Here is an 18,842-nt window from a genome sequence, read left to right on the forward strand (position 1 = left end):
GTTAACAAGACGATTTGGGCAAAAAAAAGGCCTTCCCTGCCTATGGGAAAGCCTAAATATTTATTAAGCCTATTGCTAAGCGGGTAGAGAAAGTCCTTTCATTAAAGAAACAAGATCTTTGTCATTCACCACTTTGATTCTATCTGCAAGATCTAAAAACTCCTTATAAATCTCGTCTGCCTCTGATTTAGCAATATCAAAACCTAATATCGCCAATCTATGTCTTAGAGCATGCCTTCCACTTCTTGCTGTTAAAACAATATCTGATTTATCAACCCCAACAGACTGAGGTGTCATTATCTCATAATTTTCGGCATGCTTTAAGAAACCATCTTGGTGTATCCCAGAAGAGTGAGCAAAAGCATTTCTTCCTACAATAGCTTTATTCGACTGAACAGGCATACGCATAGTATCTTCCACCAATTTACTAAGCGGGTATAGCATTTCGCTTTTGATATTAGTATAACAGTCTAGTTCCTTATGCACTTTAAGTATCATGGCCACTTCTTCCAAAGAAGTATTTCCAGCCCTTTCTCCTATTCCATTTATCGTAACCTCTACTTGCCTGACTCCAGCTTGAACTCCAGCTATAGTATTAGCGGTAGCCATACCTAAGTCATTATGACAATGCATTGACAATATAGCCTTATCTATATTTGGCACATTATTCATTAAATAATGAACTCTATCATACATAACCGATGGCAATAAATATCCTGTAGTATCTGGTAAGTTAACTACGGTGGCACCTGCCTTAATAACCGCCTCTGTAAGTCTCGCTAAAAATTCTAAATCTGCTCGTCCAGCATCTTCAGCATAAAACTCCACATCTTCCACAAAGGTTTTAGCATATTTTACTGCTTCTACTCCTCTTTCTAGAATTTCATCCCGATTGCTACTAAACTTGTGTCTAATATGAATGTCTGAAGAACCTATACCCGTATGGATTCTTGGCCTTCTGGCATGTTTAAGTGCCTCGGCAGCCACCTCTATATCATTTTTTACCGCTCTTGTGAGTCCACAAACCGTGGCATTCTCCACCACCTTCGAAACCGCTACGACAGATTTAAAGTCTCCTGGACTGGAAACAGGAAACCCGGCTTCAATGATATCCACACCTAAATCATCTAGCCTTTTGGCAATCATTACCTTCTCATCAATATTCAATTGACAGCCAGGAACCTGCTCTCCATCACGCAATGTGGTATCAAAAATGTATATCTGCTTGCTCATTATAATAAACTTTCTGAACTAATTTCATTTAAAGGACTATACAAAAATAGGAGATACCAAAGGTCATTTATAATTTTACGCCTCATTCAAGGACAAATAGGAATAATATGCTAAATCTGACTTCAGATACTGAAATATTATTCTAGCCATATCCCTTAATATTCCTACTTTTACGTCGAAATTTACGCCAAAGACAATAACATAACAGTTTATGTACAAAAAAACCAAAATTGTAGCAACCGTAGGCCCCGCCTCAGAAAGTGAAGAGATGTTGCTTAAACTGGCAAATGCCGGAGTAAATGTATTTAGATTAAACTTCTCTCATGGTGATCACCAAGAGCATTTAACTAGATTAGAAAGAATTAGAAAGATCAATAAAGAGCATAATCTAAAGTGTGCCATTCTTCAAGATTTACAAGGTCCAAAAATTAGAGTTGGTGAAATGGAAGGCGGAAACGCTGGAGTAGAACTTATAGAGGGCAATCAGTTTATCTTCACCAATGACACGGTAGTAGGAAACGCTGATAGAGTGAGTACACCTTACAAAGGCATGTACCAAGATGTGAAGATAGGTGAGCGTATTCTTATGGACGACGGTAAGTTAGAAGTAAAGGTTGTTGCCATTGATAAAGAAAAGCAAGAAGTAATTACGGAAGTAGTATACGGAGGTCTTTTAAAGCAAAAGAAAGGAGTTAACCTACCGAACACTAATATTTCTCAGCCTTCTGTAACAGAAAAAGACTGGGAAGATTTAGAATTCGGTCTTAAGCACGATGTAGATTGGATAGCTCTTTCTTTCGTTAGAACTGCTAAAGAAATTATTGATATAAAAGAATATATCAAAAGCAAAGGAAGCTCTGCTAAGGTAATCGCCAAAATAGAGAAACCAGAGGCTATAGAGAATATGGACTCTATCATTGAGGCTGTTGATGCCATCATGGTAGCTCGTGGAGATTTGGGTGTTGAAATGCCTGGTGAAGAGGTGCCAATCATCCAAAAGGAATTGGTAAGAAAATGTAACCTAGCCGCCAAGCCTGTTATTGTAGCTACGCAAATGCTAGAAAGTATGATTGACAATCCTCGTGCCACAAGAGCGGAGATTGGTGATGTAGCTAACGCCGTTTGGGACGGTGCAGATGCCGTTATGCTTAGTGGTGAATCTGCTGCGGGTAAATACCCTTTATTGGCTGTAGAGACCATGGCTAAAACCATCGAGCAAGTTGAGCTGAATGCTCAAAAAGAAGATCTATACTTTAAACACCATACCCGCGTTACCCGTGCTGATTACCAGTCTGAAGACAAGGATAACGATAACGTGATTATGATGGGTTGTAGACTTGCCAGAGATTTAGATGTTAAAGCCATTATTGGTTATACTACCTCTGGATACACTGCTGTAAGGTTATCTCATCATAGACCAAAAGCAAACATTTATATTTTCACATCTAATCCTAAATTGCTTACGCAACTAAGCCTTTACTCCGGTGTAGAAGTTTTCTCCTCTGAAAGAATGCCCAACAACCACGAGAACAATCTGGTAGATGCGGCTATGAACTTCCTTATAGAAGAAGGCAAACTAGAGAAAGGAGATAAGTTTATTAATACGCTTAGCGTGCCTTTATTGGCCGACAACCGTACAAATACGGTTAGACTTAGCGTTGTGAGGTAATTCTTTTCTTATTTAAGAATTACATGAAAGCCTTGATTCTCCGGAGTCAAGGCTTTTTCATTTTCTAAGTAAAAGTATTGCAAGTCTAAGGAGTTTACTTCAATTCACATTTTTTATAGAACAAATTCTTAAATTGAATATTCAACCGTTCTAACAAACCCATAAAATGAAACGATATTTCTTAGCCCTCCTACCCATTCTGCTGTTCTCTTGTGGCTCTGAGGAAAGCAAATCAGACAAACTCCCTAGAATAGCCATTGCAGGGTTGGCCATAGAATCCAGCACATTTTCTCCTGCTCTTTCTGATGAAGCTTCTTTTAGAGCTAAATACGATAGCGAAATCTTCGACATTTATCCATTTTTTGCCAAGGATTCCATTTTAAGAAATGAGGCAGAGTGGATACCTACTCTTATAGGAAGAGCCATACCCGGAGGAGCCGTAACAAACGAGGCCTATGAATCTTTGGTCACGCAAACATTAGAGTTACTAAAAAAAGGTTTGCCTTACGATGCCGTTTTTTTTGACATTCATGGTGCCATGAGTGTCGTAGGACTCGACGATCCTGAAGGAGATTTCATCGTCCGAATTAGAGAAGTTATTGGCAAAGAACCAATCATTTCTACTTCTATGGATTTGCATGGTAATGTATCAGAACGATTGGCACAAAACACAGACCTTATAACATGCTACCGTATGGCACCACACGAAGATGCCATGGACACGAAAAGAAGAGCCGTAGCCAACCTTGTTGACAGATTAAAAAGCGGGAAAGGTAAACCAAAGTTTAAAGCGTGGATACCTGTGCCGATTCTTCTTCCAGGAGAAAAAACAAGTACTAGAGTAGAGCCCGCTAAATCAATTTATGCCGCTATAGATCCTATAACCAAAAAAGAAGGAATTATTGACGCCGCTATATGGGTAGGTTATGCTTGGGCCGACGAGCCTAGAAATCATGCTGTCGTGATGGTAACCGGAGATGATGAGCAAGCGGTAAGTGAATCTGCCGAATCATTGGCAAAAAGCTTTTGGGATGCTAGAAACGAATTTGACTTTGTTTCTCCAGTAGGCTCTTTAAAAGAAAGCCTCGATCTAGCAGTTAAAAGCACCAACCAACCTTTTTTAATCAGCGACTCAGGCGACAACCCTACTGCAGGTGGTGCGGGTGATGTCACATGGACTTTAAAAGAAATATTGGATAGACCCGAATTCAAAACGGAGAATGGACCCATCTTGATTTATGCATCCATTCCTGGTCCTGAATTAATCGAAGCCGCTATAAAAGCGGGCGTAGGTGGAAAAGTAGATGCACTAGTTGGTGCACAAGTAGACCACAGATTTGCCCCACCTGTAAGGCTTGTTGGAACCGTTGAAGCCATTGACGACCAAGACAAAACAGCGGAAGTAGCGGTGGTCGTGAAAGTAGGTTCTGTCAGAGTTATTGTAACCAAGAAAAGAAAGCCTTACCACTACGTGAAAGACTTCACAAACCTAGGTTTGAACCCAAAAGAAGCAGACATCGTAATCGTAAAAATAGGATACCTAGTACCCGAGCTTTATGATGTGAGAGCCGATTGGATTATGGCTTTAACTCCTGGTGGTGTTAACCAAGATTTGGAAAAACTAGATTACAAAAGGATAAAAAGACCTATGTTCCCATTAGATAAGAACATGGAAACGCCAAATTTATCTACGCAGTTTATCCCGTCTTCGGATATGTAAAAGTATTAGCTATTAAGCAAGGATCTTACAAAGGTGGTTAGCATCCAAAGTCCGTTCTCGAAGTGGTCATTATTATTAATGACCACATCAGCGGTCTTTTTGGTAGGTTTGATAAACTTGTTGTATGTTGGCCTTACATGGTTTTCCCATCTATAAAGCACATCTTCCATATCGTAACCTCTAACCTCATTATCGCGTTTAATCCTACGCTTGATTTTCACTTTTTCTCTGGCATCAATAAAAACCTTAAGGTCTAAAAGTTCCGATAACGTTGGCTCGTAAAAAACAAACAAACCTTCCACCACAATAATAGGAGCTGTTTTGTGCACGAGCGTTTCTGGAACAACAGTAGGGTTATTAAATGTATATTCTACATGCTCTACGGTTTCTCCTTTTATTAAACTTTTAATATGCTCCGCATAAAGTTCAAAGTTTATACATTCGGGTAAGTCGTAATTTTCAATGTCATTGGTGTCACGAGGAATCTCCTTATTAATGCGATAATAATTATCTTGAGAAATAAGACACACCTCATCTTCTGTAAAATCTTTCAATAAACTTTTAAGAAAAAAAGTTTTTCCAGAGGCACTACCCCCAGTTATACCAATTACAAAAGGTTTTTTGCGTTGAACACTAGATTGAATTTCAGCCATTTTAAATCTAATTTCCCAGAAGTTTTTATGTTAATGAAGATACACTGTGAAATGATATCACAGTGCTCATTTCGTAATTATCTCTAATCCAGCCGCAAAACTAATAAATCCCAATGGTTAATGCCTTTTAAAGACCTTCTTTATAGATAGAAATGTTCTTTTCTCCTGTTGATTTCATAAATCCTCTATACATACCTTTCGTATTAAAAGGCATGGCAATGTTCCCGTTTTTATCAATAGCAATAATACCACCTGTCCCTCCACGCTTCACCAGCTTATTCATAACTACTTCATCCGCTGCTTGTTCAAGACTTAAATTTTTATACTCCATTAAAGCAGAAATGTCATAGGCCACCACAGATCTGATAAAGTACTCTCCATGTCCTGTAGCAGACACCGCACAGGTTTGGTTATTCGCATAAGTTCCTGCACCTATAATCGGACTATCCCCTACTCTATTCCATCTTTTATTTGTCATTCCTCCCGTAGATGTTCCTGCGGCCAAGTTGCCCTGTTTATCCAATGCCACACAGCCTACCGTTCCAAATTTGTAATCTTCAGGTACACTATAGTTAAAAGAAGACTTCTTAGGTTTCTCCTCAGAGTGGTCTAATTCGATGGCATCTTTCTTTATCGCATTTTGAAGGGAATTCCATCGTCTTTCGGTAAAGAAGTAAGAGCTATCGACTATTTCTAAACCTTGCTCTTTGGCAAACTCTTCTGCACCCCTTCCTGCCAACAGCACATGTTCAGATCTTTCCATAACAGCTCTAGCTGCTAAAATTGGACTCTTAATGTTTCCAACTCCAGCTACCGCCCCAGCACTAAGATCTTTTCCATCCATAATGGAAGCGTCTAGTTCATTTTTCCCTTCGTGCGTAAATACCGCCCCTTTGGCGGCATTAAATAAGGGAGAACTTTCCATCACTTGAATAGCTTTTACAACCGCATCCAAGGCCGATTTCCCATTTTCAAGCTCTTTATAACCTGCTGTCAAAGCTTCATCTAGTGTCACTTGATAAGCCTTTTCCATTTCTGGACTTAGGTTTTCTCTGGTGATAGTTCCTGCTCCACCATGAATCACAAGTGCAAAGTTTTCTTGAGCCGAAAGCTGACTTATGAAGAAATAAAACACGATCACTAATTTTTTCATACTTAATTTGTTATTTAAATAAAGAGCGGTCGGTTTTATTCTATGCAAAATATTCAAGAAAACAATCTAAAAGAAATTTCAATCTCAATTTTAGGATCTGGCTGGTTGGGTTTGCCTTTAGGCAAACAATTATCATCCAAAGGATATACGGTTTGTGGGAGCACAACCTCTCCAGAGCGACTAATTGAGATTTCAGAAAATGGTAGTTCTCCTTTCCTTATTAATTTGGATACCAAAGAGTTAGACCCCAGATTCTTTGATTCTAATATCCTAGTCGTTTGCTTCCCTCCAAGATTAAGATCCCAGGGTGAAGAACAATATTGGGCTCAGCTAGAAACCCTGGCTCAAATTTTAAAAAGGAATAAAGAAACCAAAATCCTATTCACCAGCAGTTCTTCTGTCTATAATTCAGAAAATAGAGCAATGAAAGAAAAGGATGTCAACGTAAAAAACCCCTTATATAAAGCCGAAGAAATATTAAGAAGTCAATTCTCCGATAGATTGACCATTCTTAGACTCAGTGGATTAATGGGATATGGAAGAATACCATGTAAATATTACGCAGGTAAAAAAGGTTTAACAAATGGCAGTACGCCAGTTAATTATATTTTTAGGGATGATGTCATTGGTATTATTGAAGAAATCATTGCGAAAAACATCTGGAACCAAACATTGAACGTCACTGCTCCAAAGCACCCTTCCCGAAAAGAAGTTATGGCTGCCTGCTGCCAAACTCAAGAATTGGAAGAGCCTGAATTTATTGAATCAGAAAAAGAAGAAGCTTACAAAATTATTAACGGAGAAAAACTTGAAACGCTTCTTAATTATAATTTCCTATACCCAAACCCTTTAGGATTTCCATATTAAGGATGTGAACACATATTCCTGTGCAATCTCCAATTATAAAAATAGGCCGCAGCCATACTTACGGAGCTTAAAGAAAGTAAAAGGTGATTGTGAATAAAAAGACTAAATAAAACAGTTATCAAAAAGGAGAATCCAAGAAAAGCAAGCGGCCATACATTATCGTGGTGCTTATAATCTTTTAAAAGCACAAAAAAGCCTATAACCAAACTTAGGCCTATCAAAACCATCTCCACCTTTTCATTAAAAAAGCTAGTCCCCAAAAGAGGAATAGCGATCAAAAGAAAGGGCATAGCCAAACAATGAATTGCACATACAAAGGAAAGGCTCAAGCCTACTTTATGCAATATGTGCGAATGTTTCTGAATAAATTTTTTCATTTCCTAATTCATAAATGCAACAGCGATGCAAAAGTAATACTAAATGCAACAATATTGCAAAAAGAAACGCATTCTTTTAATAATCCAAGTGCTACAAAGAAAAATCTTTTTATTCAATAGTATGCTTGCATAACAATTTGAAAGTTGATAATTTTACAACAGTATGCTAGCATACCTTTTCAAAATGGAATATAACAATCGACTCAATCGCAATATTTCTAAAGTAAGCAAACTTCCAAAGGTTTTCATACCATGGATGTTGGATAGAGCCATTGGCAATGTGGTCAAGTTTGTCGGCACTGCTGGAATACATTTTGAAGAGATGACATGTCAAAAGGTCGTAGTTATACTTCATAACAATAAAAAAGTCCAGAATCATGTTGGACAAATACACGCTGCCGCCACCACACTTTTAGCAGAAACTGCTACGGGTATGGTGGTTGGTATGAATATCCCAGACGACAAGCTTCCTTTAATAAAGGACTTAAGTGTTAACTTTATAAAGAGAAGTCAAGGAGCTCAAAAAGCAGTGGCTGAGTTAACTCATGAGCAAATTGAACAAATACGAAATGACGAAAAAGGAAATCTCAGCGTTCCTTTAAGAGTTACAGATGAAACAGGACTAGAAGTGATTCAAGCCACCATGAACTGGGCTTGGATTCCTAAGAAATAAATAGATAATTAAATATCACAATGAATAGAAAAATAAACAAAGTAGCCGTATTGGGTGCAGGTATAATGGGAAGCAGAATAGCTCTTCATTTTGCCAATATTGGCTGTCAGGTTTTATTGCTTGATATGGTTCCAAGAGAACCTAATGATGCCGAGAAAGCTAAAGGACTAGACACCAATTCCCCATATGTTAGAAACAGAATTGTAACAGACCTTTTTACTGCTGCGGTAAAAGGAAAACCAAATTCTACTTACGATAATGATGTTTTTAAAAGAGTTTCTCTAGGAAACTTTGATGACGACATGGTTAAAATAAAAGATGTTGACTGGATCATAGAAGTTGTTGTAGAAAGATTGGACATCAAAAAAATCATATACGAAAAAGTAGAAGCTCATAGAAAACCTGGAACGCTGGTGAGTTCTAATACTTCAGGGATTCCAATTCACCTGATGTCTGAAGGCAGAAGCGAAGACTTTCAGAAACATTTCTGTGGCACCCACTTTTTCAATCCACCTAGGTATTTAAGGCTATTGGAAATAATTCCTGGCCCAAAAACAGACCAAGCAATCATAGATTTCCTAATGCACTATGGAGACCTATACTTAGGAAAGCAAACGGTATTATGTAAAGACACCCCTGCTTTCATAGCCAACCGTCTGGGTATCTATGCCATGGTTCAGACCATAAGAACTGCCGAAGAGATGGGTCTTACGGTAGAACAAGTAGATAAATTAACAGGCCCAGTGGTGGGTCGTCCTAAATCTGGTTCATTCAGATTATCGGATGTAGTTGGATTAGACACCACCGTAAATGTTTGTAATAACTTAAAAGCAACACTTACCAATGACGAGTCGTCTTCCGCGTTTGAGCTTCCTCCTATTATGGCCAGCCTCATGGAAAAAAAATGGCTTGGAGATAAAACCGGTCAGGGCTTTTACAAGAAAACGAAAGATGAAAAAGGCAGAACTGAAATTTTAGCTCTAGACTTCAACACATTAGATTATAGACCTACCGAAAAAGTTAAGTTTGCCACTTTAGACGCTACCAAAAGTATCGACAGACTTGGAGATAGATTTAGTGTACTCTTAGCAGGAAAAGATATCGCTGGATCATTCTATAGAAAAACGCTTACAGATAGTTTCAAATATGCCACTTTAAGAATCCCAGAAATTGCAGACGAGTTATTTAGAGTAGATGACGCTGTCAAAGCTGGATTCGGATGGCAAATGGGTCTTTTTGAAACAGCAGATGCCGTAGGGGTTAAGAAATTTGTAGAAATAGCCGAAACAGAAGGCAACAAACCAGCAGCTTGGGTATATGATATGCTAGCAGCCGGAAATGATTCTTTCTATAAGATTGAAGACGGTAAGAGACTCTATTTTGATATCCCTTCAAAATCTTATAAAGTAATTCCTGGAACAGAATCTTTCATTATCCTAGACAACATCAGAAAAACAAATGTTGTATGGAAAAATGCAGGCTCTTCTATCTTTGATCTTGGTGATGGAATTTTAGGCGTAGAATTCCACTCTAAAATGAACACCTTTGGAGCAGAGGTTATAGAAGGACTTACCAAAGCCTATGACATGGCAGAAAAAGACTACCAAGGTCTTGTAGTAGGTAACGATAGCCACGAAGCATTTTCTGCTGGGGCAAACTTAGCCATGTTATTTATGTATGCCGTTGAGCAAGAGTTTGATGAAATCAATATGATGATTGCTCAGTTCCAACAAACCATGATGAGAGCTAGATATTCTAGCATTCCAGTAGTTACTGCCGCTCATTCATTGGTACTTGGCGGTGGATGTGAACTCAACCTTCACGCAGATAAAGTAGTGGCAGCTGCCGAAACCTATATGGGATTAGTAGAAGTAGGTGTAGGTGTCATTCCAGGTGGTGGAGGAACCAAAGAAATGGCCCTTAGATGCTCAGATATGTATAAGCCTGGAGACTCTGAATTAAATGTATTGCAAGCCGCTTTTATGAATATAGCTCAAGCTAAAGTTTCTGGCTCTGCTCATGAAGCCATGGCCATGAATTATATCAAAGAAGGTCGCGATCAAATCGTACTTAACAGATCTAGGTTAATAGCGGAAGCCAAACAGGCAGCAGTGGAACTGGCAGAAAACGGATACACGATGCCTTCAAAAAGAACGGATATCAAAGTTCAAGGGAAAGCGGGTATAGCTTTATTTAAGGCCGGAATTAGATCCATGAGATTATCCAATTACATATCAGACCATGATGCTTTAATCGCGGACAAGCTCGCTTATGTAATCTCTGGTGGTGATTTAAGTTACGCACAGAATGTAACTGAAGATTACTTATTGGATCTAGAACGTGAGGCATTCTTAAGCTTAGTAGGTGAAAGAAAAACCATGGAAAGAATGCAAGGTTTATTAACCACAGGTAAGCCACCGCGTAATTAAACACTAACAGAATCTAGACTTAAACAAAGAAAAAATGAAAGCATATATTGTTAAAGGATATAGAACAGCCGTAGGAAAGGCTGGTCGAGGTGGATTTAGATTTACCAGACCAGATGACTTAGCGGCAGAAAATATTAAATACTTATTAGCCCAAGTTCCTGAATTAGATCCCTCAAGAGTAGATGATTTAATAGTTGGAAATGCCGTACCAGAAGCCGAACAAGGAATGCAGATGGCTAGATATATTTCTCTATTGTCAATGGGAGTAGCTGTTCCCGGTGTTACTATTAATAGGTATTGTGGTTCAGGAATTGAAGCCATTGCCATGGCTGCCGGTAAGATTAACGCAGGTATGGCTGACTGTATCATAGCAGGAGGAACAGAATCTATGTCTATGGTTCCCACCATGGGATGGAAAACAGCTCTTAATTATGAAATCGCAAAAGACAACCCAGACTATTATCTAGGCATGGGTTTGACTGCCGAGCAGGTAGCTCAGGATTATAAAATTTCTCGCGAAGCCCAAGATGAGTTTGCTTATCAATCGCATATGAAAGCTTTAAAGGCTCAAGCTGAGGGTAAATTTGATGAAGAGATAGTTCCTATCACCGTTACTGAAACTTACTTTGACGCCAATTCAGGTAAAAAGAAAACCAAAGAAAGTATCATTAAAAAAGATGAAGGACCAAGACCGGGAACAAGTGTGGAAGCACTAGCGAATCTAAGACCGGTATTTGCTGCCAATGGTAGTGTAACCGCAGGAAACTCTTCGCAAACTTCCGACGGTGCGGCTTTTGTCATCGTAATGTCTGAAAGAATGGTAAAGGAATTAAACCTAGAGCCTGTAGCTCAAATGCTCGCTTATGCCGTAGCAGGTTGTGACCCAAGAATAATGGGAATAGGACCGGTTTACGCTGTACCCAAAGCACTCAAGCAAGCTAACTTAAGCTTAAAAGATATTGACCAAGTAGAACTGAACGAAGCTTTTGCTTCTCAAGCTCTAGCAGTAGTTCAAGAATTGGGCATTGACCCAGCTATACTAAATCCAAATGGGGGTGCCATTGCACTTGGACATGCCTTAGGTTCTACAGGAGGTAGACTTACCGTTCAAATATTGAATGAAATGAGAAGAAGAAATCAAAAATATGGTCTTGTAACAGCTTGTGTAGGAGGTGGACAAGGAGTAGCTGGTATTTATGAACTATTAAAGTAAGATTGATTGATTCCTACAAATCCACTAGCCTGAGACAATGTCTCAGGCTTTTTTATGGTATTTCTAACGAATAAACTGGCTTTCTATCTTACCAACTCTAAGTATCCTTTGTAGCTAAAGACTTCTTGGTTCTCTTCTAACCTGTTAAACTGAACCTTTATAAGGTAGTAATAAGTGCCTACTGATAGCTCATTACCATTACTTCCTACGCCGTCCCAGCTTAAACTTTGTCCCGTTCCTTCCGCTACTAAAAGTCCTTGTCTATTATAAATTTCATAACTGATAGACTTAATAAAAGCAGGACAATTCATGGGCTGAAAAGTATCATTTCTACCATCACCATTTGGCGAAAAGACGTTTGGAAATGATATCTTATTGCAGTTATCTGCACAAACCATATTACTTGGCTCACTCTCTACACCCAGAATACTTACAGCTGTGACATAATAACAACCCGCAAAGCCATCTACAGCATTTTTGATATGTTCATAACGTCTGGCCGTTCCTTCTGTAATGCCAATTTGCTCAAAATTACCGTCTGCAAAACGTGAATAATAAACATTATATCTTATTAAATCCTTTCTACAATTTACTCCACCTACATTTTCAGGAGTACTCCAATTAATTTTATTTGTAAAAGCGTTGGATCCGCAGAAAGCTTCTTGAGAAAGATTTTCGCAATCCACTTGATCCATATTTATCACTAAAGGACATGGTGGCGTTCTATCAGCAGCAGACATACAAAACTCTTGAGAATTGTTCTCTAGAAGCCCAAAAGAGGCCGCCTCATTTCCATATATGCCCACAGTCATTACTTTATAGCAGTATTCAATATTGTTTTCCAATACTATAGACTGGTCGCCATCTGCTAAATATTTATCCTCTCCTTTATCTGTATAAGAATAAGTATTTGGCCCCTTAACATCTACAGCCCCTATCGCATTAAATACACCCGGATTATTTTTATCTTCTCTATAAACCAAATGCGTTTGATTATCATTTGACCAAGGGGTATTTGCCTCCCATGAAAGTTGAATTTGTTTGTCGTCTGGTGTCCCTTTTAATCTGACAGAAGTTGCCGCTGGTGCCTCACCCATAAGTTTACCTCCTTCATAATAAAAGGCTAACTTATATTTATAAACCAACTCTTGCGTATTTAAACCCGTATCATTAAAAATGGTATCCGGCTGGGTTCCCAAAGTTGTATTAATCGAGGCAATCTCAACGAATTTATCTCCCCCTAAACCTTGGGTTCTAAGAAGCTTGTAAGAATAAGGGCCTTTAAAGTCTACCGTATCCAAGCCAATTGGTCTTGACCACTTCACCAGTATTTCTCCTTGCTGGAGAGCTGTTTCATGAACATCCACATGCGTAATTACAGGAACTCTTTTGGGCAACTCACTACCGATACAAAACTCCGTGGAAGGTGAGCTCTTCATGGTATTGAACTCCGAAACACCTATTTCAGAAACCAATCTATAACTATAAATTTGGCCATTTTCAGCATTTTTATCTACAAAAGTGGTATCACCAAGATCTACTTCACCAATCTTAACATAATTCCAAGAGTCTGGCATTCCTTGAGCACAAACCCCCGGATTTAAACCACTACAGCCAGATTTTCTATAAACCAGAATTTTCCCTCCTCTGGTACACTTGGGGTATAACTGCCAACTTAAAGACACGCCCTCCTCTATTTCCTTACCAGTCAATCCTCTTGGCCTTTGAGGGTTAATATTTATTTTTATGGTTTTAATATCCACCAGCTGTGTTACAAATCTTCCAGGCAAATCTTCTACTTTGAATAGCACATCATAAGACTGTTCTCTTACGTGTGCACAGTTTGTTTGCCAAGTAAACTTGCCTGAAATAGGCGAAACATTATTGCTACCAGAAGGGCTAGAAAAACTAGCGGCCTCGTCTGCTATAAATCTCTTAAAAGTCCCATTATTATCTAGGTTATAAACACCGCCGTTTGTCGTTAACCTTAAACCTTGATCTGCATTTTTATCCGTGGCTATAACCTCAAATTCTATTAAATCACCCGCTTCTACACAAAAATCACTTGGTACTTCTAGTTCCGGTCGTTTATTGTTAGTTTCTACGACAATAATCTGCATATCACGTACTATTACCCCTATCCTAGCATAAGTACCATCTGGAGCTTTTCGCCATTCTTCAATAATAAAGGCCACATTATATTGACCTATTTTCTGAGGAGCATCCCAGGTCAAGTCTCCCGTTCTAGCGTCTATCTTAAAAGTTGCGGGCCCTGTTCCAGCCTCATTTCTTATTGGAGCAGTGCCCACTGTGCTTGGATCTAAATAACCCTTAATAGCTCCGCCAATACCATTACCTTCTTGTCTGTCCTCCATCGGAATAGATAATTTATAAGCAAGACTATCACCATCTATGTCGAAAGCTCCTGGGTTATGAATAAATTTAACACCCACGGCTGCAGAGTCAATCGGTATATTCAAAAGCACAGGCGTGCTATTAAGTCCAAACGCAGAGTTTATAAATAAGGTAGTCTGCACAAAAAACGTAATATCGTCTGAAGGCTGAGGTAGGTTTATTGTGTTCTCATTTCTATTTGGTATACCACAACTGACCTTATATATACCAGGGCCAGGAAATGTCACGGTAGTGACGTACGTATTTCTTACCGTTGTAGGGCTTATTAGCACCTTCTCTCTTCTTGGTACTTTATAACTAACTACACCATTATTTAAAAAACCTGGATAGAAGTCTACGTCCTCTTGAGCCTCATTGGCACTTTTTCCACCTACTTCATCGGTATAGGTGGTGAGTGTAATTCTATACGTTAAAGATGTATTTGAAATTCTTTCGGCGGTTATTTCTCCTGCCCTTAAGTGTGTAGCTTGAGCTTGATTAGTGCAAATAATCAGAACCAGGAGGAGGAAAAAGGATAAATATCTATTCATGCAGTTTGTAAGAATCATATATATATACTGTAAATAACGCATCTACCGCTTCAATATTCACATACAAAAGAATATATGGACAGTTTTTTTCAAATATATCAAAACAAATACATTTTACAGCCTTATGGAACCGATTGCATATTGAAAGAAAAAAAATCAAAAATTTGCCTTTTGATATTACACTTTTTATTGGTTCTAAACTGTTTGGTACTTACTTTTGAGCTCGATTCTTGTACTATTCTAAGTATGAGAGGTTTCTATAATTGACCAAAATAAATAATCACTTTATGTCTTGGCTTACCAAAACATTAAATAGCTCAATCGGAAAAAAAGTACTTATGGCTCTGACTGGGCTTTTTCTTTGTACTTTCCTTATCATTCATTTGGTAGGTAACCTCCAACTATTTAAAGATGACGGCGGATACGCCTTCAACACTTACACCGTTTTTATGACTAGCAATCCGCTAATCAAAACCGTTTCTTACCTGTTATATACATCTATTTTATTTCATGCGTTCTGGGGTCTATATCTGGAATTTCAAAATAGAAAAGCAAGACCAACGGGTTATGCCATGTCAAAAAACCAAGGGTCTTTCGCTAGTAAAAAAATGGCCATACTAGGAACAATCGTTCTAGTTTATTTAGCTGTTCATATGGGAGATTTTTGGTATGAATACAAATTTGGTCACCTTCCTTATGTGGGTTACACTGAAAACCTAGCTTCTGGAGAAATGACTTCAATTGAGTCGCTTTCTTCGGATTACACACAACATGTAAAAATGTTAGAAACTTTTAACGAGGCTGAGGGTACAAAAACTACGGTAGTAAAAGATTTATACGCCGAGGCTGAAGAGTCCTTTTCAAACCCGCTTCTTGTGCTTTTCTATGTGTTATCTATGGCTGCCTTAGGCTTTCATTTATTACACGGTTTTCAAAGTGGCTTCCAAACCTTAGGACTTAACCATCCTAAATATACCCCATTAGTGAAAAAATTGGGAACATGGATTTTTGCCATTCTCATTCCATTGGCATTTGCGGCCATACCAGTTTATTTTCTAATCAAATAATTTAAAAAAGATAGAAATCATGGCAAATTTTAAATTAGATGCCAAAATTCCTGAAGGCCCAGTGGCCGACAAATGGACATCTTATAAAGATAAAATCAATCTTGTAAACCCAGCCAACAAGCGTTCTATTGACGTTATTGTGGTGGGGACTGGATTAGCAGGTGGTTCTGCTGCTGCTACATTAGCAGAACTTGGATATAACGTAAAAGCATTTTGTTACCAAGATTCTCCTAGAAGAGCTCACTCTATTGCCGCTCAAGGTGGAATTAACGCAGCCAAAAATTATCAAGGTGACGGTGACTCAAACTATAGATTATTTTACGATACCGTAAAAGGAGGAGATTACCGTTCAAGAGAAGCTAACGTTTATCGTTTGGCTGAGGTCTCTGGTAACATTATTGACCAATGTGTGGCTCAAGGTGTTCCTTTTGCTAGAGATTACGGTGGACTTTTAGATAATCGTTCTTTCGGTGGTGTTTTGGTTTCAAGAACATTTTACGCCAAAGGTCAAACAGGTCAGCAGCTTCTTTTAGGTGCTTATTCTGCCATGAACCGCCAGATAGCTCGTGGTAAAATTCAAATGTATAACCGTCACGAAATGCTAGATTTAGTAATCGTAGATGGTAAAGCAAGAGGAATTATAGCCAGAAACCTTGTTACTGGAGAAATAGAAAGACATTCAGCTCATGCGGTTGTTATTGCCAGTGGTGGATACGGAAACGTTTATTTCCTTTCTACAAACGCCATGGGGTCTAACGTAACGGCCGGTTGGAAAATACATAAGAAAGGAGCATTCTTCGCAAACCCTTGTTATACTCAAATTCACCCTACTTGTATTCCTAGGTCTGGAGACTATCAGTCTAAACTGACACTGATGTCTGAGTCCTTAAGAAACGATGGTAGAATCTGGGTTCCTAAAAACATGGATGATGTGCTTGCTATTAGAGAAGGACGTTTGAAACCAACCGAAATTGCAGAAGAAAACAGAGATTACTACTTAGAAAGAAGATATCCTGCATTCGGAAACTTAGTTCCAAGAGATGTAGCTTCTAGAGCTGCGAAAGAAAGATGTGACGCTGGATACGGTGTAAACGAAACGGGAGAAGCCGTTTACTTAGACTTCAAATCTGCCATAGAAAGATATGGTAAAGAACAAGCCATGATTCATGGTCTTAAAGATGCTTCCGCAGAAAAAATCATAGATTTAGGTACGGAGGTAATCAGATCTAAATATGGTAATCTTTTCCAAATGTATGAGAAGATTGTAGATGAAAATCCATATGTAACACCAATGATGATTTATCCTGCGACCCATTATACTATGGGAGGCGTTTGGGTAGATTATAATCTGATGACGACTATCCCTGGATGTTACTGTATTGGCGAAGCTAACTTCTCTGACCACGGAGCTAACAGACTTGGAGCCTCCGCATTAATGCAAGGTTTGGCAGACGGATACTTCGTTCTGCCGTATACCATAGGCCATTACCTATCTAATGATATTAGAACAGGTCCTATCTCTACGGACTCACCTGAGTTTGAAGAAGCAGAAAACGCTGTCAAAGAGAAGCTTGACTTTTTCGTAAACAATAAAGGAACTCACTCTGTAGACCACTTCCATAAAAAACTTGGAAAAGTAATGTGGGATAAAGTAGGTATGGCCAGAAATAGAGAAGGTTTATTGGAAGCTATATCAGAAATAAAAGCCATTAGAGAAGACTTCTGGAAAAATGTTAGTGTACCTGGTATGGCAAACGACATGAACCCTGAACTAGAAAAGGCCAACAGAGTAGCCGATTTCTTAGAGCTTGGAGAATTGTTCGCAAAAGATGCATTAGAAAGAAATGAATCCTGTGGTGGTCACTTCCGTGAAGACTATCAAACAGAGGATGGTGAAGCATTGAGAGATGATGTAAACTATGCTTATGTAGCAGCATGGGAATACAAAGGAGAGCCTTCTGAGGCCGTATTACACAAAGAAGAATTAGAATTTAAAGACATCGAGCTAAAAACACGCTCGTACAAATAATACTCAGCATGGATTTAACACTGAAAATTTGGAGACAAAAAAATGCCGAAGATAAAGGTGGTATTGTAGATTACAATGTAACCGATATCTCTGGGCACATGTCTTTCTTGGAAATGATGGATGTCCTTAACGAAAAGCTTGTTAGCCAGGATGAGGAACCAGTGGCATTTGACCACGACTGTAGAGAAGGTATTTGTGGCTCATGTTCATTGCATATCAATGGCGAACCTCATGGACCAGATACTGGCACCACCACTTGTCAGCTTCACATGAGAAGATTCAAAGACGGCGATGAGATTTATATTGAACCTTTTAGAGCTAAAGCATTTCCTGTCATTAAGGATTTAATGGTAGATAGATCTGCTTTTGATAGAATTCAACACGCAGGTGCTTACATCTCTGTAAATACTTCTGGTAATACGCAAGACGCCAACGCTATTCCTATTCCAAAAGCAGATGCCGACAAAGCCTTCGACGCTGCCACTTGTATTGGCTGTGGGGCTTGTGTTGCCTCTTGTAAAAATGCTTCTGCCATGCTATTTGTTTCTGCTAAAATTTCTCAGTTTGCTCTTTTACCTCAAGGTAAAGTGGAAGCAGCAGAAAGAGCCAAAAACATGGTAAGCCAAATGGACCTAGAAGGATTTGGTAACTGTACCAACACTGGAGCATGCGAAGTAGAATGTCCTAAAGGAATTTCTTTAGAAAACATAGCAAGAATGAATAGAGAGTATTTATCTGCCAGTTTAACGACTGCCGAATAATCTTATCATTCTTCTCTTAGATAAAATGAAAAAGGTTGAGTGTAAATTTTAAA

At 38.7% G+C, this 18,842-nt stretch carries 14 protein-coding genes; 9 read left to right on the plus strand and 5 right to left on the minus strand.

The annotated features are described in order from the left end of the window. Nucleotides 1–75 precede the first annotated feature (75 nt). Nucleotides 76–1,233 (minus strand): 2-isopropylmalate synthase, encoded by a 1,158-nt coding sequence (locus ACSBFT_RS16540; protein ID WP_489601541.1) that lies wholly within the window; start codon nt 1,231–1,233, stop codon nt 76–78. Nucleotides 1,234–1,444: 211 nt separating this feature from the next. Between ACSBFT_RS16540 and pyk the strand changes: the two genes are divergently transcribed. Together pyk and ACSBFT_RS16550 are read left to right on the plus strand one after the other, a co-directional pair. After that, nucleotides 1,445–2,902: a pyruvate kinase gene (gene pyk / locus ACSBFT_RS16545; protein WP_489601542.1), complete on the plus strand. Its 1,458-nt coding sequence runs from the start codon at nt 1,445–1,447 to the stop codon at nt 2,900–2,902. A gap of 166 nt (nt 2,903–3,068) precedes the next feature. Beyond that, a complete protein-coding gene (locus ACSBFT_RS16550; protein ID WP_489601543.1) occupies nt 3,069–4,622 on the plus strand; it encodes a M81 family metallopeptidase in 1,554 nt (517 codons plus the stop codon). A gap of 5 nt (nt 4,623–4,627) precedes the next feature. On the opposite strand, the gene udk is transcribed toward ACSBFT_RS16550, so the two are convergent. After that, nucleotides 4,628–5,275: a uridine kinase gene (udk, locus tag ACSBFT_RS16555; protein WP_489601545.1), complete on the minus strand. Its 648-nt coding sequence runs from the start codon at nt 5,273–5,275 to the stop codon at nt 4,628–4,630. A 127-nt stretch (nt 5,276–5,402) separates the two neighbouring features. Beyond that, nucleotides 5,403–6,428: an isoaspartyl peptidase/L-asparaginase family protein gene (locus ACSBFT_RS16560; RefSeq protein ID WP_489601546.1), complete on the minus strand. Its 1,026-nt coding sequence runs from the start codon at nt 6,426–6,428 to the stop codon at nt 5,403–5,405. 42 nt (nt 6,429–6,470) lie between these two features. On the opposite strand from ACSBFT_RS16560, the gene ACSBFT_RS16565 reads away from it, so the two are divergent. Further along, complete coding sequence (locus ACSBFT_RS16565) at nt 6,471–7,295, plus strand: Rossmann-fold NAD(P)-binding domain-containing protein (protein ID WP_489601547.1); 825 nt, start codon at nt 6,471–6,473, stop codon at nt 7,293–7,295. Here ACSBFT_RS16565 and ACSBFT_RS16570 read toward each other — a convergent pair. Then, entirely contained in the window at nt 7,292–7,672 is a 381-nt protein-coding gene (locus ACSBFT_RS16570) for a MerC domain-containing protein (RefSeq protein WP_463048910.1), read from the minus strand. The two genes, ACSBFT_RS16565 and ACSBFT_RS16570, sit on opposite strands and share 4 nt — an antisense overlap. Before the next feature lie 184 nt (nt 7,673–7,856). Between ACSBFT_RS16570 and ACSBFT_RS16575 the strand changes: the two genes are divergently transcribed. The 3 genes from ACSBFT_RS16575 to ACSBFT_RS16585 are packed head-to-tail and all read left to right on the plus strand — an operon-like array spanning nt 7,857 to nt 11,987. Then, nucleotides 7,857–8,345 carry a DUF4442 domain-containing protein gene (locus tag ACSBFT_RS16575; RefSeq protein WP_489601549.1) on the plus strand — a complete coding sequence of 163 codons (489 nt, stop codon included), beginning with the start codon at nt 7,857–7,859 and terminating at the stop codon, nt 8,343–8,345. Between the two features lie 20 nt (nt 8,346–8,365). Beyond that, a complete protein-coding gene (locus ACSBFT_RS16580) occupies nt 8,366–10,774 on the plus strand; it encodes a 3-hydroxyacyl-CoA dehydrogenase/enoyl-CoA hydratase family protein (protein ID WP_489601550.1) in 2,409 nt (802 codons plus the stop codon). Between the two features lie 34 nt (nt 10,775–10,808). Continuing rightward, entirely contained in the window at nt 10,809–11,987 is a 1,179-nt protein-coding gene (locus ACSBFT_RS16585) for an acetyl-CoA C-acyltransferase (RefSeq protein WP_489601552.1), read from the plus strand. 83 nt (nt 11,988–12,070) lie between these two features. On the opposite strand, the gene ACSBFT_RS16590 is transcribed toward ACSBFT_RS16585, so the two are convergent. Then, a complete protein-coding gene (locus ACSBFT_RS16590) occupies nt 12,071–14,932 on the minus strand; it encodes a T9SS type B sorting domain-containing protein (protein WP_489601553.1) in 2,862 nt (953 codons plus the stop codon). A gap of 287 nt (nt 14,933–15,219) precedes the next feature. On the opposite strand from ACSBFT_RS16590, the gene ACSBFT_RS16595 reads away from it, so the two are divergent. Genes ACSBFT_RS16595 through ACSBFT_RS16605 form a run of 3 tightly spaced genes read left to right on the plus strand, consistent with a single transcriptional unit; the run spans nt 15,220 to nt 18,789 of the window. Continuing rightward, the gene (locus ACSBFT_RS16595) at nt 15,220–15,999 is read left to right on the plus strand and encodes a succinate dehydrogenase cytochrome b subunit (protein WP_463048905.1); all 780 of its coding nucleotides are present in this window, start codon (nt 15,220–15,222) and stop codon (nt 15,997–15,999) included. Between the two features lie 19 nt (nt 16,000–16,018). Continuing rightward, on the plus strand, nt 16,019–18,028 hold the full coding sequence (locus ACSBFT_RS16600; RefSeq protein WP_463048904.1) for a fumarate reductase/succinate dehydrogenase flavoprotein subunit: 2,010 nt from the start codon (nt 16,019–16,021) through the stop codon (nt 18,026–18,028). Nucleotides 18,029–18,036: 8 nt separating this feature from the next. Beyond that, entirely contained in the window at nt 18,037–18,789 is a 753-nt protein-coding gene (locus tag ACSBFT_RS16605) for a succinate dehydrogenase/fumarate reductase iron-sulfur subunit (RefSeq protein WP_489601555.1), read from the plus strand. Nucleotides 18,790–18,842 lie beyond the last annotated feature (53 nt).

It is taken from the genome of Arcticibacterium sp. SM2516 (assembly GCF_057914865.1).

Bases quoted from the DNA above. Each gene is read 5' to 3' on its own strand.
- ACSBFT_RS16540 (WP_489601541.1), bottom strand. From the start codon at position 1,233: ATGAGCAAGCAGATATACATTTTTGATACCACATTGCGTGATGGAGAG.
- pyk (WP_489601542.1), top strand. From the start codon at position 1,445: ATGTACAAAAAAACCAAAATTGTAGCAACCGTAGGCCCCGCCTCAGAA.
- ACSBFT_RS16550 (WP_489601543.1), top strand. From the start codon at position 3,069: ATGAAACGATATTTCTTAGCCCTCCTACCCATTCTGCTGTTCTCTTGT.
- udk (WP_489601545.1), bottom strand. From the start codon at position 5,275: ATGGCTGAAATTCAATCTAGTGTTCAACGCAAAAAACCTTTTGTAATT.
- ACSBFT_RS16560 (WP_489601546.1), bottom strand. From the start codon at position 6,428: ATGAAAAAATTAGTGATCGTGTTTTATTTCTTCATAAGTCAGCTTTCG.
- ACSBFT_RS16565 (WP_489601547.1), top strand. From the start codon at position 6,471: ATGCAAAATATTCAAGAAAACAATCTAAAAGAAATTTCAATCTCAATT.
- ACSBFT_RS16570 (WP_463048910.1), bottom strand. From the start codon at position 7,672: ATGAAAAAATTTATTCAGAAACATTCGCACATATTGCATAAAGTAGGC.
- ACSBFT_RS16575 (WP_489601549.1), top strand. From the start codon at position 7,857: ATGGAATATAACAATCGACTCAATCGCAATATTTCTAAAGTAAGCAAA.
- ACSBFT_RS16580 (WP_489601550.1), top strand. From the start codon at position 8,366: ATGAATAGAAAAATAAACAAAGTAGCCGTATTGGGTGCAGGTATAATG.
- ACSBFT_RS16585 (WP_489601552.1), top strand. From the start codon at position 10,809: ATGAAAGCATATATTGTTAAAGGATATAGAACAGCCGTAGGAAAGGCT.
- ACSBFT_RS16590 (WP_489601553.1), bottom strand. From the start codon at position 14,932: ATGAATAGATATTTATCCTTTTTCCTCCTCCTGGTTCTGATTATTTGC.
- ACSBFT_RS16595 (WP_463048905.1), top strand. From the start codon at position 15,220: ATGTCTTGGCTTACCAAAACATTAAATAGCTCAATCGGAAAAAAAGTA.
- ACSBFT_RS16600 (WP_463048904.1), top strand. From the start codon at position 16,019: ATGGCAAATTTTAAATTAGATGCCAAAATTCCTGAAGGCCCAGTGGCC.
- ACSBFT_RS16605 (WP_489601555.1), top strand. From the start codon at position 18,037: ATGGATTTAACACTGAAAATTTGGAGACAAAAAAATGCCGAAGATAAA.